Consider the following 16,952-nt stretch of genomic DNA (forward strand, 5'->3'; position numbering starts at 1 on the left):
CCTAGGTGGACACAGGGCGTAAATTGTTAACAGCTCGTGTGCTCCGTGTTGCTGGCAAGTAACCGATTCTTTGCTACATTCCGGAACCTGAGAGTCCCGGTGACAACTGGTGATCACCGGGCCTCTGTGCAGGGGGAGGCGGTGATTCGGCTGACCACACCTATGGTGTCCGCCGCGAACGCGACGGACCGGGCCCGCTTGCTGGTCGGGCGTGCCCTCGGGATCTTGTACCCGTCGGCGGTTCCGCTGCGTGACGGCCGCGTCCGGTTGACGTCCCGGCGCGACACGCTCGCGGCCGAGGTCATGCAGTCGCTGGAGGACTACCTCGCCCGGCGGGCGGCCCAGGGCGTGGCCGACGACCGCCTCACGGCGGAGGCGATTTCGATCCTCGGTGCCGACGTCGCACGCGCGCGCGAGCAGGACCCCGGCCGCGGCGCGACCGACGCCATCGACCGGTACCTGAGTGGCCCAGGGTTGGACCCGGGCAGCCGGACCGAGGCCGAGGCGATGCTGCGCGTCGCCCTCAGCAGCGCGTCCGCGAACGACCCGGCCGCCGCCGAGCGCCTCGCCCGGCTGTCCGCCGCGGGGGAGCCCCCGGCGCCTTCGGCGATCACCACCGCCTCGAGCGACATCTTCCGCGAGGCCGAGTACCTCGGCTCCCGGACGCCGGCGGCAACCAGTACGGCAACTACTACGGCAGGTGGCCGGCGGGGTGGCCGGACGGTCGGTGGCAGGCATCGCCGGGTGGACGGCAGGCGGCTGCGGACCCGGCAGGTTCGCGCCGCCGGGCTCACCGTCGCCGAGCGTCCCGGACCGCAGGTGACCGGTACGCACGTGCTCGACGTGCTCCGGTCCATCAACCAGGCCGACATCGCCGCCTCCGTGACGGAGCGCCCGGACGTGCAGGCCGGGTTGGCCGTCCTGCAACTGAGGGGTACTGAAGACCCGCAGCACGTCCAGGTCCAGCTCGGGAACGTCCCGCGCGGCGCGCTGGCGTCCACGACGATGAGCAACGGTACGGCGGGCAACCCGCACGTACTGCACATCGCCGACGGCCTCACCGACGCACAGCTCCGCGCCGTCTGGGCCCAGCAGCTCTCCCAGCTGTCACAGGTGTCCGCCGCGGGCGACACCGAACGCCCGCGCGGCATCCTCGGCCGGCTCAAGTCGTTGTTCGGCCACGAACGCCGCGACCGCCGGCTGCAGGCCGACGAAGCGATGTTCCAGGTGATGGTCCGCGACTGGCGCGACGCCCGTGCGGAGTTCCTGACGTACGGGCAGCTCAGCGGCGACCGCAGCCTCCCGGAGCTCGAGCGCGACCTGGAAGGACTCGCCCGGACCATCCGGCGCCACGGCGGCGCCGAGCCCGCCCTCCCCTGGGCCGGCGGCCCACAGGTCGACCAGCGGGCCGCCGAGTTCGGCCGCGAGGCGGAGCGGGTCCAGGCCGCGACGACCGCGGCGCCGAACACGCAGGCCCATCTGCGGACCCAGGTGGTCACGCAGATCGAGACCCTCGAGGCCGCGGTCAAGGACCTCGGCGACAAGGCCGAGACCAAACGGAAGAGTTCGCGGGGCGCGACCCTCGAGGCCGAGAAGGCCGAGTCCGACGCCGTCGAGGAGGACGGGCAACGCGACCTCGGCGCGCCCGAACGCGCCCGCAAGCTGCGGGCCGCGGCCACCGGCTCGACGGCCAAGGCCGCCCGGCACACCCAGATCGCCGACGGTTACACGGACGCGGCGGGCACGGCACAGCAGGCCCTGGACCGGTACCGCGAACTGCTGACCGAGCTCGACGACGGTGCACCGCCGGCGCGGGTCGCCGAGCTCGCCGGTACGGCGAAGAACCACGTCCAGGCGTACGAGCGCAGCCTCGACCGCGCGATGCCGGTCAAGAACCTGCTGATGACCGGTGTACCGGGCGAGGAGGTGGAGCTGCCGACCGGCGACATCAACCGGATCCTGGCTGCCCGCGGCCTCGGGCCGCTGCCCACCCGCGGACCGCTGCCGGTGCCCGCCGCGGAGTACCGCCGGCTGCTCTCCGGCGGCGGCATGGTGTTTGCTGTCGGCAACGATCCGGACGACGGCAGCAACCGGTTGGCCCAAGTCCGGTTGCGGCTGAAGCCGCGGGACCTCAGCGAGGTGACCGACCGCGACTACGAGCTGGCCGAGCAGCAGCACGGCACGCTCGGCGAGGGCGGTACCAACGTCGGCACCACCGACACGCACTCGACCAGCGCGAACTTCGGCCTGAGCCTGCAGCCGATCCTCGCCCTGGCTTCGGTCGGTACGCCGCTGCACGCCGCGGCGCAGCTCGTCTCGCCGCGGATCGACGTGTCCCGCGGCCGCACCCTGGCCAACAGCAGCGGCGCCACAGCGCACTACCAGTCCGGCTGGGTGGACGCGAACTCCGGCGAATCGCTGCTGTACCAGTGGTCCGGCACGTGGGAGGTCGAAGTACGCAACTCCCCCACCGAGCCGTGGTCGCCGGTCGAGACGCTGGACGCGGGCAAGCAGCAGACCTGGGTGTCCAGCGCGTACACGGTGCCGGCGCCGACCGAGACGGCGACGCTGGACGCCATCGGCTTCGGTGCCCAGGTCACCGGCGAGTTCCCGCGGCACGCGGTCACCAGCATCGACGGGCTGCAGGACGTCACCGACGGCCTGGTACGCAAGGCCCAGCAGCAGTACGGCGACCTGGACCGGGTCGCGTACCAGCAGATCGCGGGCCTGATGATCAACGACTCGTACCGCCTGCTGCGGGAGATGAGTCAGCCCGGTGGCATCACCCGGCGGATCCAGACCGGCGGCGAGTCCGAGTACGAACTCACCTGGGAGGTCGAACCGGTCTGGAGCCGGGCCGAGCTGGTCGGCGAGTCCAGCACCGAGCTCTGGCAGGAGGAGGTGCTGGTCGACTTCGCCGGCGTCAACGCGAGCCAGACGTTCGGTACGTCGGCCACGGTGAGCGGGACTGTGGCTTTCCCGGGCAAGGCCGACGCGGTGAACCCGCTGGGCGCCGCGACCGTGCTCAACAACGTCGGCGGCAGCGGTGTGAGCCTCTCGCCGAACGTCTCCGCCGGCCGCAACGTGTCCCGCTCCGGCGGCCAGAACGTCAGCATGACCGCGATCACGCCGGGCGTGCACCGCAACCACGGCCCGACCCAGGGCGTCCTGGTCGGGATGAACGTCCGCGCGACACTGCGCAGACTCGACGACCCGAAGGCGCAGCCGATCGTCGAGACCGGCAAGTGCAGCGCCCTGCTCCGGGTCGCCGAGAACGACCTGCTCCGGGTCGGCGCCCGCGCGGACAAGAACGCCGTACTGCTCGACGACAACGGTGACGTCCGGACGGATGCCAAGGGCAACGTACTGCTGCGCGGCGACGCGCTGCCGACGACCCAGCCGCAGCAGATGCCGCCCTGGATGGGCTTCGGGCCGAACCAGTTGCGCGGTATCGGCAAGGCCCTGCCGCGGAAGCTGCAGGGCGCCGAGGAGCTGCAGCGCAAGGCGCTGACCCAACTGGGGAAGATGGGTCTGGTTCCGCTGCCGGGCGCCGAAGGCACCGACGTGCAGCGCCGGAACCGGGAGCGGATCGTCCAGCAGATCAGCGCGCCGCGGATCGAGGCCGGCATCAACCAGGCCTGCCAGAGCGGCCTGATCGTGTCGCTCGAGGACCACGGCAGCCTGGGTACGCCGCGCTGGCGGAACTTCCGGTTGTCGCTGGAGCAGGAGCACGACGAGTTCGGGCAGTTCAAGCCTGAGGGTGCCGGTGCGACCGAGTCCGAGACCAACGTACGGCTGAACATCAGCTCGCGGGCCACCGGGCGGACGTCCGGGCGGTCCAAGGCACTGCCGTTGTCGGCCGGCATCGGCGGCACCCACGGCCCGGCAGCCGGGATGGCCGGCTTGATGGGCCGGCTCGGGCTGACCGGCAACCGGACCGCGCGCGGCCGGAACACCAGCCAGACGGCCGGCCGGCGCGCGCAGCGGGTGACGCTGAACCAGTCGACCCAGCCGGTCGACCTGGTCAACCAGAAGTTCCTGATGACGTTCGCCGAGATCACCGACCGCGGCGACGTCGAGCTGGCGAAGGCCGACGGCCGGATGGAGATCGCGTACGACAGCGCGATGACCCGGGTCGGCACCCCGGTGTACGAGCAGAACCCGAAGGCGCCGCACGACGCGGCCGTCCAGGCGGCGATCCCGGTCGCGGCCGATCCGGGCACCGCGGACCCGCTGCCGGGACAGACGCGCCGGCGCGGACCCGCCGAGGTGATCTGCGATGCTATCTCCGGGATCCGGGCCGATTCGACCGCGCTGCCGGCGTTGGAGGCCGCGCTGTCGCCGGACAGTCTGTGCGCGAACCGCGAGTGGCTGAACGGCGAGTTCCGGCTGCCGTTCACGGTGGTCAAGGCGCCGGGCAACCCGGTGCACATGCTCCGGGACCGCACGATCCTGCCGGAGGAGTACCGCATCGTGGTCCGCGGCAAGGCGGTCAGCCTGACGCACGTTGCGATGAGCCAGCAGAACACCCTCGACATCAACTTCACGATGAGCGACGTCGGCGCCACCACCGGCACGTCGTCGGCCGGCGGGTTCGGCGGCACCGCGGGCGGCGGCGGGGTGCACGCCGACGGCACCGGGCGCAGCGGCGGGATCTCGGCCGGCCGGACGGGTGGCCGGGCGCAGTCCACGACGACCAGCGAGACGACCGGTGACGAGCGGCTGCTGATCAACCCCGGCACGCATCACGAGTTCGTCGAGCGGTACGAGATGACCGCGGACATCGTGCACGACGGCAAGGTGATCGGGTCGATCCCGTTGCCGGACGCCCTGGCGCAGAAGGCGATGGCCGAGCGGCGGGCGCTGGAGCTGTACGCCGGGAACAAGCTCGACCTGCCCTTGTGGGTGGTGGCGGATGCCGCCGAGCGGTACCTGAACGACCGGCTCCCGATCAGCCACCGGACCGCGGCCGCGATGCTGACCCGGTACCAGCAGGAGAAGGCCGGCGTGACCACCGGCCTGGCCGCCGAGCACACGACCGAGCGGCTGACCGCGAAGCTGGTCGGGCTGAGCCGGATCCCGGCACCGCAGGCGGCCGGTGACGCCGAGCAGTTCGAGCAAGCCACCCAGCAGGTCGTGCAGCGCGCCGACGAGCGGCGCGAGGTGCACGCCACGGAGGCGTACGACGAGAGCCTCGGCGCCTCGCAGATCGAGTCGATCATGGTCGGCGACCGGATGCTCGACCTGCGCGAGCTGGTCCAGCCGCAGATCGACGAACTGGCGCCCGGCCTGCGGACCGCCAGCCTGCAACTGCAGGACGACCTCGACGTGGACCTGGACCCGCGGGGCTACCAGGGTCATCTCGAGGACATGCTCGGCGCCGGCGCCTTCGAGGCAACGCTCGAGGTGCCGATCCAGGGCCAGGACCGGCCGGACCTGCTGATCGTCCGGGTGCAGGCGCAGTACGTCGGCCCGCGCACCGTCGACAACGGCCCGAGCAAGCCCGACGGCAGCTCCGACCTCCCGAAGGAGGAGGTCGGCGGCATCGTCCAGCTCTACGGCTACGAGACGATCGACCGGCAGACCGGTCACACGGTGTCGATCACCGGCGGGATCGACGGCAAGGGCAGTACCGCCCTCGGCGGGGACGGGTCCGGCGGGCTGACGACGGACCGGACCACGACCAACAGCGCGGGCAGCAGCGAGACCAACGTCGGGATCCTCCGCGAGGGTGATTTCGACCAGAAGCGGACGCAGCAGGACATCCTGTTCACCACCCAGGTCTTCCGGATCCGCAACGCCGGCGCGGCCGCGCAGGCCAGCGCCCGGTGGAAGCTCGGCCAGATCGACTCGGCCGACATCACCAGCGTGTCGGCGCCGCGGCAGGTCCGCGCCACGATGGTCCAGTACATACCGCAGGGCGACCTGATGGACGGCCCGCCGCCGGCCCGGACCCCGGCGTCCGAGCAGGAGCAGGCGCTCGACCATCGTCCGTTCCAGTTGCCGGAGGGTGCGTTCCCGCTTCGCCTCGCGGTGCACGGCCGCGGTGACGCCCGGCAGCACGAGCTGCTGGCCAGGCTGTCCGGCGAGCTGGAAGAAGAGCTGGGCGAGGAGGGTGTCGCAGCGCATCGGCATCTGCTGCACACGAGCCTGAGGCCGACCGCGCTCAAGTCGAAGACCTACGAGCTGCTCGGCGACGGCATCAACCTGCGACCGATGACGAAACCCGGAAACGGACGCTCGACGGTGTACGTGTCCGTGCGCGCACGGAAGGTCGGCTTCGAGCTGCATGGGCGCGCTGTGGAGGGCCAGACAGGTACCGTGTGGCGTCACGAGGAGAAGTACCGATCGTCGCACACCAGCAACCGGCTGACGCCACTGACCGTGAGCGGTGGCCTCGACGGCGCGCTGGTGAGGGCCGGAGGGTCGATCGGTGAACAGGTCAAGGAGAGCTCGACCGACGCGAACGGCACCCGGCTCGAGACGAGCAGGTTCCTGGACAGCCAGCTGGTCACGGTACGGCTGCCGCTCGCGTTCGACGCCACGATCCAGACGGCGACCGAGCAGGGGCACGGCGAACCGGACGTCCGCAGGTCCAGAGAGCTGCCGGGCCTGGCCAGCGGCCAGATGTTCGTCCGGATGCCCCAGCACCAGTTCCTCGCCATCCTCGAGCAGCTGGAGCGCGGCGTCGACCTCGACAGCGCGCTCGCCGATGCGCGGCTGCAGTCGGCGCCCGAGGACTTCGGACCGCCGGACATCGTCGCGACCGAGTACCAGCAGGGCAAGAACGGCGCCGTGTACCAACCGTACCGGCCGCTGGTCGACCTGATCGCCCAGGCGAAGGCCAAGGTGCAGAAGCTGGTACTGCTGATGCAGCAGGCCGACGGCACCGAGCAGACGTACGAGGCCTCGGACCAGGGCGTGCTGCGCGGCGAGCGCGACGGCGGCTTTGGTGTCGCGTTCGGGCGGCTGGACCGGCGGATCGCGTTGATGGCCGAGGGCCGCGTCGACCTCCGCGAGGTGTTCAACAGCTCGCCGCCGGGGACGTTCAACGCGCGGGTGGCCGAGGCGCTGATCGCGAACGGCGTACCGCGGGACGTCCTGAAGGGTCTCGACTTCGGCACGACGGCCGAAACCATGGCGCACCCGGCCACCCACGGGACGCGGCCGCACACCGGCGCCACAGCTCGGACCATTGCACCGACCGGCCACGGACCGTCGCTGGCCGGACCGTGAGCCGATGACGAATTGGGGGCCCTGATGGCATTCGCGGTGGCGCGGACCCGGGACGAGGCGCAGCTCTACCTCGAACTGCATCCCTGCCCGGACTGCGGGGCGGACGAGGCGCCCTGGCAACAGGCGCTGGTCGACGTCGACGGTGAGCTCGCGTCGAGCTACGCCGCGACCTGCCCGGGTTGTGCGGCCGAGCGGGAGTACCTGTTCGGGTTGCCCGCGCGGGAGACGCCGGTGCATGGCTGGCCGACGTTCGGCGGACCGGAGCCGTCGGAGATCATCGACGCCGGCCAATGGCTGGACATCGCCGAACGCGCCGTCGCGGCGGTACCACCCGAACCCGCCGAAGCCGGTATGGTGCTCGCCATTGCACAGGCCGCCGTCGCCGAGGTGATCAAGTTCGTCCCGCCCGGCGCCGACGCCGTACCCGAGGACGAGTTCTGGACACCGGACGGACAGGCGGCCCGGGCCGCCGAGCCGGCCCGCTTCCGGCTGGACCGGTTGCTGCTGGCCCGGGACACCTACGCCGACCTGGCTCGTGACAGCGGACGAGAAATGGGAGCGAGATAACCGATGCTGATGGCGCGGAGCCTGTGGGAAGCCGAGATCTACGTGTCGCTGCGGATCGCCGAGAACGCACCCGCGGGCGAGCAGGTGTCACCGGCGCCGCCGCTGAAGGTCGGCACGAACATGATCGAGGGAGCCGACGCCTGGACCTATCGTTCGCCGGTCGGCGAGCTCACCGTCCCGTACGTGTCGGAGAAGACGACGATCCAGACCGGCGCGCACTTCGGCCTCGGCCGGTCCCGGCTGATCGACGCGGCCGAGTGGCTGCGGGTCGCGGACCTGTACGGCCGCCGGGCGCTCGAGGACCAGATGGCGTACGCCGGCGAGCCGAAGCCGGCCGGGGACGACCCGGCCGGGCGTGAGCGGCGGTACTACATCGAGCTCGGCTGGGAGCTCGCCGCGGACGCGATCCAGCAGGCGATGGCGTTCCTGCCCGACGGCGCGGACGACGTACCGGACGCGGAGCTGTGGTCGCAGTTCGGTGCGGGGGTGAAGGCGCAGGACCCCTACGCGCTGACGCGGGCGCGGCTGGAGGAGCACCTGGAGTACTACCGCGGGGTGCTGGAGGACTTCCGCGCGTACCACAACCCGTCGTGATGTGAGAATTGCCGCAGTAATCGCCGCTCTTTTGATGAGAAACATGGCGAAAAAGTGAACATCCGGTTGCTAATCTCCCGCCTCACGACCCGATGCACGCCTCGGTACCGGGTCCTGAACGGGGAGAGCTGGATTGACGACTGCGGCCACCACCGACGACGCTTCACGGGTACTCGCGCGGGCCCGGGCGCGCCGCGTACTCGGCGCGGCGTTCGGCATCGTGGCGCCGGAAGCAGTTGCCCTCCGCAACGGCAAGCTGCGGGTCGCTGACACCCGGCTGCCCGCCCGGGCGCTGCGCCAACTGGAACGCCGGCTGGCCCGGCGCGCGGCCACCGACGTCACCGACGACCGGCTACTCGCGGAGGCGGTCGCGTTCGCCGGCGCCGAACTGGACCGCAACCGGGGCGGCTCCCCCGCCGACGGCGCCACCGCCGCGCTGGACTCGCTGCTGGACCTCCCGTCCCTGCCCGCCACCCAGCAGGCCGAGACCGAGGCGCTGCTCCAGGACCTCCTGGACGGCAACCCGCTGGCGAGCGACGCCGACCTGCGCCGTCTGACGACGGCGCGGACCCGTCGCCCCGGCGAACGCCCACCGGCCGCACACCTCGTCACGGCGGCCCAGACGCTGGCCCGCGACGCCGAACAACTCGCGAGACCGCACACCACGATCCCGACGCTGCGCGCCCCAGGCCGCCCTCGTCCGGCCGTTGGTGGCACCCACCGCCGCGCGCATGCCGCGGAACGCACCAGCCGGCTCGGACGGCCGTTCCGGCGGTTCAGGGAGTACGTACAGGCCGTGCGCGCGGGAGTCCGGGCCGATCTGGAGGCGCTCGATCGGGCCGCAGCGGCGCAGTACGCGGAGTACCAGCAGCTCAGCCAGGAGTGGTGGGAGACCCGGGACGGACTCGGGGTACGGGACCTCGACGACATCGAGACCGACCTGAAGAACGTGACGCGAGCCCTCGCCCGTGGTGCGCACCCGCTGCCGGCGCACCCGAGGGCCGCGTTGCAGGTGGTCGCACCGGAGCGGGAGCGCCCGCCGGTCGTGTCGCCGGAGCAGCGGTTCGAGGCGCGCGTACGACGGCAGATCACGGAGCTCGAGTACGTCGCCGCACAGCACGACCAGCGTGCCGAGGCCCGCACCCTCAGCGCCCAGGACGCCAGCGAACGTGCCGCCGACCTCTTCGAACAGGCCGACCAGCAGGCCGCGGCGGCCGACTCGTCCGCCGGCGAGCGCGCTCGTCGGCTGCGCAACCGGGCAGTGGCCACGCTGCGCATCGCCGACCGGCACACCGCGATCGCAGCCGCCTGCACCAGAGCGGCCACCGAGGCCCGGGGCGCCGCTGCCGCCCACGAAACACTCCTCACCGATACCTCCGTCGACGCGGCGCGAGTGGCGGTCCAGCATGTGCAGGCGTACCAACGCGCTACTGCGGCCACGTTGCCGGCCGTCGACCTGCAGCACAACGGCCTGCCGTCGGGGCGGTTGCCGCACCTGACAACGCTCTGCCAGGAGCTCAACGATGCGCTGGAGGCCAGCAAGTCGCCGTACCGGTTCACGCCGGACGTCCTGCACCGGACGTTGCGGGGCGAGAGCCGGCGGATCCTGTCGCCCGACGGGTTCCTGCTGACGGTCGGGAACGACCCGCGCGCGGAGGCCGGCGAGCTGGTGCAGCTGCACCTGAAGCTCGAACCGGGTGAGCTGCACGAGGTGCTGAACAGCCCGATCGGGATCGACGAGGCGCAGGTCGGGCAAGTGGTGCAGGCAGGCTTCGGCGTCACGACGGATGCGACACACAGCTCCGGGAGGACCATCGGCGCGAGTCTGCGTTCGCTGACGACCGCGCTGCCGCCGACGAGCAAGGTCAGGGCGCTCGCCCAGCTGATCTCCCCCGGTGCCGAGTTCGACTACGGCCGGACGTACTCGGTCAGTGGCGGGGCGACCGAGTTCGCCCAGACCGGCGCCGTCGAGGCGCTCCGCGGCGAGTTCCTCCGCTACCGCGCCACCCGCCCGCAGTGGAGCTGGCGGATCCGTACCTCGGCGACCGGCGACTGGTCGACGGCCCGGACCGTGAGCTCCGGAGCCGACAACGACTCCCCCACCCTCGACCTCGGGTTCATCCACACGTACACGGTGCCGCCGCCGGACGAGCAGATCGACCTCACCAGCCTCGGTCTGGACGCGGAACGCATTACCGCGATGCCCGAGCACATGGCGACCCGCGTCGACGGCCTCAACGCCCTGTGCGACCGGACCGTCGCCGAGCTCACCCGGCGGCGCGGCACGCTCGACCGCGTCGGCCATGACCGCGTCCGCAGCCTGGTCGCCGAGGACGCGATGACCCGGCTGGACGAGACCACCCGCCCCGGCGGTCTGTGGCGGCTGATCACCGACGGCGGCCGCCCGGTCGCCTGGGCGCAGCTGGAGACCGTCGCCGACCTCGAGTCCGCCGAGCTCGTCAGCGACAGCTCCCCCGACCACAAGCTCGAGTTCTGGCGCGTCGGCAACTCCGGTGCGTCCGGCGGCCAGTCGTTCGGTTCGTCCAGGACGGTCGGTGTCTCGGCGACGTACGGCGGATCCGCACTCGCGGACGTCGGCCCGACCGGCGTCGACGTGGCACCGGGGCTGCGCGCCGGACGCAGTACGGGCCGCGACGACGCCGCGTCGACCGCCGACCTCGGCAGTCGTTGGAGCACCCAACGAGTAGCACCGACGGTCGGCGTGAAGCTCCGGCTGCGGCACAAGGTCACCGTGCATCGCCTGGACCGCGCGGAGTCGTTCAGCGCGACCTGCGAGGGCGACGCGTACCTGCGGATGGCCGAGCGCGACGCGTTCCGGTACGGCCTTCCCGTACCGGCCGCAGCGATCCTCCGCGACGCCGAAGGCAAACCCAGGCACGGTACGGACGGCCGGCTGCTGCTCCGCGGCGACGCGGAGCCCACCGCGACCACCCTGCGGTTGCCCGGTTGGCTCGGCGACGGCCCCGGCCGGCTCCGCGGCGCCGGCCCGGCGATGATCCGCAACCTGACCGGCGCCGACGAAGTACGCGAGGGCTTCCTCGAACACCTGACGCAGCAGTCGATGATCCCGCCGCTGGGTCCGAACGGGGTCCCGGAACCGGCCGGGCTCACCGGCCTGGACGAGGCCGTCCAGCTCAGCCGCTCCGAGAACTGGGAGCACGCCGTCCAGCAGCTCGCCCGCCGACGGCTCGAGACCGGCTACGACCACGCGGCGCAGGACGGCCTGACCTTCCGGATGACCGAACACCGCACCGGCGAGGAACCGCGGGTCCGGTCGTACCGGATCTCGATCCAGCAGCACTTCGACCGCGCCCGCCCGATCGGTCTGGCCGGCGACGACATGGTCGTCAACGTCGACATCGGCGTCAGTTCGTCGGGACGCACCGGTGGCCGGTCCCGGAGCCTGCCGTGGTCGGCCCGGCTCGGCCTCACCGACGCACCCGCCGAAGGCCGGTCCGGATTCGCTCCGCAGCTCGGGGCGTTCTTCGGCCGGACCTCGCTGGGCCGGTACGCCGGTTGGTCGTCGAGCCGCAGCGCCTACCGGATGACCGTGTCCGAGTCGAGCGCCCAGGTCGCGGTGTTCGAGGTGCCGCACACGATCACGATCAGCGAGATCACCGCCGACGGGACCGAGGTCGAGGTGGTCTCGTCCGAGGGCTCCGCCGAGATCTGGATGGACAGCGAGTTCTGCAACAGCACCGACGAGGCGACGCTGTCCGTGGCGGGCCGGGTCGACCCGACTCTGTTGCACACGGCAACCATTCAGCACGTCGACGCGCGGGACCCGGTCAAGCAGCTGGTCGCCGCGGTCCCCGAGCTCGGGCACGGGGACAGCTCCGCGCTGCACCACCTCAGCGCGTTCCTCGCGCCGCGGAACCTGATCGCGCGGCCGGAGCTGCTCACCACCGAGTACAGCACCGGCCTGGCGATCGGCCCGGGACCGTCGGATCCACTCGACGCGATGCGGCACCTCAGGCTCGCGCCCCGGCGGACGGCGCTCACCGTCAGCACGCGCGCCGAGAACCTGAAGTTCGTCGGTGCCGGCCGCCCGATCCTGGCCGAACTGAACCTTACCCTCGCGGGCACCAGCAACACGTCCGCGGTGTCGACCGGTACGACCGCGGGCGCGAGCGGTGGCGCCGGATCGGTGTCGGCCGACGGCTCGTCGATCGGCGGGACAGCAGGCGGTACCCGGTCGACCTCGGTCTCGTCCTCCGCGTCGCAGTCGGCCAGCACCGCCGTCGAGCGGACGCTGATGCGCGACGGCCAGCACTACCAGTTCCTCGGCGATCTCGTGTTCGAGGCGCAGCTGCGGGCCGAGGGCGCCGAACCGCGGGCGATCCCGCTCGAGTCCGGCGCCTTCGTCCTCACGCTCCCCGAGAGCGAGGCGCTGCGGATGTACGGGCGACGCCAGCTGGAGCTACCGCTGCACCAGGTCTCGGACGCCGTCGAACGCCTGCTGAACGGGAACCTCGACCTCTCCCGCCGTACGTCGATCGCGCTGTTGCAGCGCTACCGGGACGAGAAGGCCGGCGTCGTCGACGGGCTGACCCCCGGACACACCGACGAGCGGCTCGCCGACCTGCTCCGCGACATCACCGGCATCCAGCGGAACCCGGACGACCAGCTGGACGCCGTACTCGCCTCGGCCGAGATGCTGGCCAAGCAGCGGGTCGACATCCGCCTACCGCGGCACTACCAGCACCTGATGGGCGCGGCGCAGGTCGATCGGTCCGCACTGCAGGATCAGGCCGGCAACGACACCGACATGTTCCGCGAGGTGTGCGCGGCGGTCGGCGAGCACGATCCGGATCTGCTCACCGACCCGGTACTGATCAGCGCGCTGCGCGGTGACCTGTCCGGCACTCGTTGGCGCAACCAACTGGACGACATGCTCGACCCGCTCGGCTTCGTGCGCGAGCTCCCGGTCGGCGACCGTTCGGGTGCCCGCGACGTCCGGGTCCGGGTCCGGGTGCGCTTCGTCGGCCCGGTGACCGCCGAGGCCGGTGGTACGACCGGGCACAGCGGCAACGGGTTCGGTCTCGTCCAGCAGTGGAACATCCGGGAGCAGGACCGCAGCGTCACCCGCGGTACGACGTTCGGCGGCTCGCTCGGCCTGTCCCGCGCCGACGGCGCGTCGCTGACCGGGAGCGTCGGGGCGGAGCTCGGCGCGTCGACGACCGCGTCGAGCAGTCGGCTCAACACCAGGATCAGCACCGGCCTGTCCCTCACCACGGCCCGGGTCGAGCGCGACTACGAGGTGACGATCGAGGTCGACGACCCGGCGGGCGGGCCGACGACGCGCCGCGTGTCGACGGGCCGGATGAGTCTGGCCGTACCGGCCTCGGTCATCGACTCCGAACCGGCCGCGGTCGGCGAGCAGCTCGCCGACCACCGTTCGGTGCGACTGCCGGACAACTATCTGGTCGAAGGCACCACCGCGCATCCGGACGGCACCGAACCGGAGAACCAGCTGTTCGACGCCGCCTACCGACGGCTCGGCCGGATCGATCTGCTCGGCGGCGCCGGCGTCCGGACGCATCGGGCCGCGCTCGAGTCGCTGCTCGGCGGCAGCAACCGGATGGTCGCGTTCCAGGAGATGGCCGGACCGTCCGGCCACGAACTCGTCCCGCTCGCCGTTCCCGGCCGTCCGTCCCGGGCCGTACTCGTGCGGGTCCGCGCGGAAGCTTACGGCCTGGAACTGATCTCGGACCCCGACGAACTCGCCAGAACCCAGCTCGGCGAGAACACCCGCGAATTGCTGGTCAGCCAGCTGACGGCCAACAGCAACCGGCTGCTGCCGGGCTCGGGCACCGTCGGCGGCAGCACGCCCGGCGGGGCCGTCAACGCGAGCATGACCGAAGGCCGGAAGGTCGGCGAGCAGGACACCGGTACGGTCGGTGTCCGGCACGAGACCGGTGTGTACGAGTCCGGCGAGGTCGTGACGGTGAAGGTGAGCGTCGCGTACCACCTCGAGTTCGAGCGCCAACGCCTCGACCGGCACCAGCGTCCGACCGTGGACCACACCGCGTCGGTGCGGAACGCGGCGACCGGCGAGGCGTACGTGACGATGTTCCGGCACGACTTCGAGGCGATGCAGGCCCGGATGGAGGCCGGCCGGTCCGCCCTGGCCGGCTGGGACCCGGACCGGCAGCCGCGACCGGCGCGGGTCCGGACGGTCCGGCGCGACGTCACCGCCGACGCGGAGCACCCGTACCAGCCGCTGGTCGGTGCGCTCGAGCAGGCGCGGCGCAGCGGCACGAACGTCCGGCTCCGGATCCGCGAGGCCGACGGCACCCGCCGGGTGTACGTCGCCGGGCCGGACGGCACGCTGACCTGCCGCGGCGACAACGCGTTCGCGAAGGCGTTCGCGACCCTGCATCCGCGGCTCGCGCTGCTGGCCGAGGGGAACGTCGATCTCCGCGAGCTGCTCGCCGCGCAGAACGGGCCGGGGCGGTTCACCGCGACGGTCGTCGACGCGCTGCAACAGCGTGGCATCCCGGCGTCGGCGCTCACCGGTACCGACTCGCGGATCCGGCAGGCGAGGACCGAGGGCAGTCCGATGTACCGCCCGACCGCATCGGGCGCCGGGCAGGGGCTGGCGGTCGATTGAGCGCCTACGACCCGCCGTACGCGATCGCCCGTACGGCCGCCGAAGCGGCGCTGTACCTCGAACTCAGCCCGTGCCCGGACTGCGGCTCGACCGAGACTGATTGGCAGCACCAACAGACCGCGGAAGTGCTCAGCTGTACTGGGGTCTGCGCGGGCTGCGGGGCGCTGCGTGAGTTTCTGTTCTCGCGGCCGTCACACCCGTACGAAGGCTTCGGTGGACCGGAGGCGTCCGAGCTGATCGACGCCGGTCAGTGGCTGGAGTTCGCGGACCGGATCGCCGGGCAGGTCGCGGTCGACGACCAGAGCGACGAGGCCTTGGAGGCGATGACCGTTGCGCGGCAGGCGGTCGAGGAAGTCGTGAAGTTCGTCCCGCCGGCCGCGGACGCCGTACCGGACGAGGCGTTCTGGACCGAAGCAGGCCGGGCCGTACGGGCGCTCGACCCCGGACGGTTCCGGCTGGAGCGGCTGCTGTTGATCCGGGACAGCTACTCGGGCTGATCGATGTCGATCCGGATCGCTAAAGCGTCGGCCGCGGCCTGTTCCAGGACCTTCTGCTTCGGGTCGGGTACGCCGAGGAACGGCGGCTGCACCAAGGCCGCGACCTCGTGCAGCCGCGGGTCCTCGAGCACGGTGTCGACGGCCCGCCGGTCTCCCCCGCACACGAGCACGTCCAGCCTCGCAGGCGCCAGGATCCGCACCGCCACCTCGGTCGCGGCCGCGAACGCCTCCCGCGCCTGGTTGTCCCGCCGTCGCGCGTACCGCTGCTGGGACCACCCACCCGCCTTCGTGGTCCCCTGCACATGCCGAGCCCCGACCTTCGAGTCAAGAAGCTTGCCCCCGGCAAACACTCCCGCCCCGTACCCACCCCGCCGCACCAGCAGCACACCCAACCGCCGCTCCCGCAACACATGCGCAACAAGCCCCTCACGAGAAAGCTCCGCAAGGGACCCGAAGGGCACAGCAACAACGGCGCTCGCCCCGTCCTCACCGGACAACGTGACGCTCGTCGGCGTCACGTCGTACCGCACCGCACCGTGCCGCTCACCGAAGCCGTCCAGCCACCTGTCCAGTCGGCCCGCCGCCACCGAAACTGTTCGCGTCACACGTTGAAGCCGAGGGCGCGGAGTTGGTCGCGGCCGTCGTCGGTGATTTTTTCGGGGCCCCAGGGGGGCATCCAGACCCAGTTGATGCGGAAGTCGTTGACCAGGCCGTCGAGTGCCATCCGGGTCTGGTCCTCGATCACGTCGGTCAGCGGGCAGGCCGCGGACGTCAGCGTCATGTCGATGATCGCCGTACTGGTGTCGTCGACGGTGATGCCGTAGATCAGGCCGAGGTCGACGACGTTGATGCCGAGCTCGGGGTCGACCACGTCCTTCAGTGCCTCGGTGACATCCTCGACCTTCGCCGGGGCGGAGCCGGCCGCGAGGTCGACCTCGGGCAGCTCGATCTTCTCGTCGGTCTGGTCAGCCATTGCTCACTCCTTGGTCGGCTGCGAGGGCCTGTGCGGTGGCATCACGCCACGCGGACCAGCCCAGCAGTGCACACTTCACCCGGGCCGGGAACTGCGCGACGCCCGCGAACGCCACACCGTCCTCCAGAACCTCTTCGTCCGGTTCGACATTCCCGCGGCCCTGCATCAGTTCGAGGAACTTCTCGTACGTCGCCATCCCCTCGGACACCGGTTTGCCGATCACCAGGTCCGACATCACCGACGTCGCGGCCTGGCTGATCGAGCAGCCGACACTGTCGTGGGTGACGGCCTTCACCGTGTCGCCCTCGAGCTCGACCCGGAGCGTGACCTCGTCCCCGCAGGACGGGTTCACGTGGTGCACCTCCACGTCGTACGGCTCCGCGAGACCCGCGTGGTGCGGGCTGCGGTAGTGGTCCAGGATGATCTCCTGGTACAGGCTGTCGAGCTGCAT

At 71.7% G+C, this 16,952-nt stretch carries 8 protein-coding genes; 5 read left to right on the plus strand and 3 right to left on the minus strand.

Annotation, left to right across the window (positions count from 1 at the left end):
* The first annotated feature begins 141 nt into the window (after positions 1–141).
* The 5 genes from ACFYRU_RS22830 (at position 142) to ACFYRU_RS22850 (ending at position 15,528) form a co-directional block, all read left to right on the plus strand.
* Complete coding sequence (locus ACFYRU_RS22830) at positions 142–7,236, plus strand: hypothetical protein (RefSeq protein ID WP_387662103.1); 7,095 nt, start codon at positions 142–144, stop codon at positions 7,234–7,236.
* A gap of 24 nt (positions 7,237–7,260) precedes the next feature.
* Entirely contained in the window at positions 7,261–7,803 is a 543-nt protein-coding gene (locus tag ACFYRU_RS22835) for a hypothetical protein (RefSeq protein ID WP_387662104.1), read from the plus strand.
* A 3-nt stretch (positions 7,804–7,806) separates the two neighbouring features.
* Entirely contained in the window at positions 7,807–8,397 is a 591-nt protein-coding gene (locus ACFYRU_RS22840; protein WP_387662106.1) for a hypothetical protein, read from the plus strand.
* A 133-nt stretch (positions 8,398–8,530) separates the two neighbouring features.
* The gene (locus ACFYRU_RS22845) at positions 8,531–15,031 is read left to right on the plus strand and encodes a hypothetical protein (protein WP_387662108.1); all 6,501 of its coding nucleotides are present in this window, start codon (positions 8,531–8,533) and stop codon (positions 15,029–15,031) included.
* Positions 15,028–15,528, plus strand: coding sequence for a hypothetical protein (locus ACFYRU_RS22850; protein ID WP_387662110.1), 501 nt, complete (start codon positions 15,028–15,030; stop codon positions 15,526–15,528). Before ACFYRU_RS22845 ends, ACFYRU_RS22850 begins: the two co-directional genes overlap by 4 nt.
* Here ACFYRU_RS22850 and ACFYRU_RS22855 read toward each other — a convergent pair.
* From ACFYRU_RS22855 to sufU, 3 genes are read right to left on the minus strand one after another with little or no spacing between them, the layout of a single operon-like run.
* Entirely contained in the window at positions 15,516–16,133 is a 618-nt protein-coding gene (locus tag ACFYRU_RS22855) for an acVLRF1 family peptidyl-tRNA hydrolase (protein ID WP_387662112.1), read from the minus strand. The two genes, ACFYRU_RS22850 and ACFYRU_RS22855, sit on opposite strands and share 13 nt — an antisense overlap.
* Entirely contained in the window at positions 16,130–16,501 is a 372-nt protein-coding gene (locus ACFYRU_RS22860; protein ID WP_387662114.1) for a metal-sulfur cluster assembly factor, read from the minus strand. Before ACFYRU_RS22860 ends, ACFYRU_RS22855 begins: the two co-directional genes overlap by 4 nt.
* Positions 16,494–16,952, minus strand: a complete 459-nt coding sequence (sufU, locus tag ACFYRU_RS22865; protein ID WP_387662116.1) for a Fe-S cluster assembly sulfur transfer protein SufU — start codon at positions 16,950–16,952, stop codon at positions 16,494–16,496. The genes ACFYRU_RS22860 and sufU overlap by 8 nt, the downstream gene beginning before the upstream one ends.

This window comes from Kribbella sp. NPDC004536, assembly GCF_042873835.1.
In the GTDB taxonomy this organism is placed as follows: Bacteria; Actinomycetota; Actinomycetes; order Propionibacteriales; family Kribbellaceae; genus Kribbella.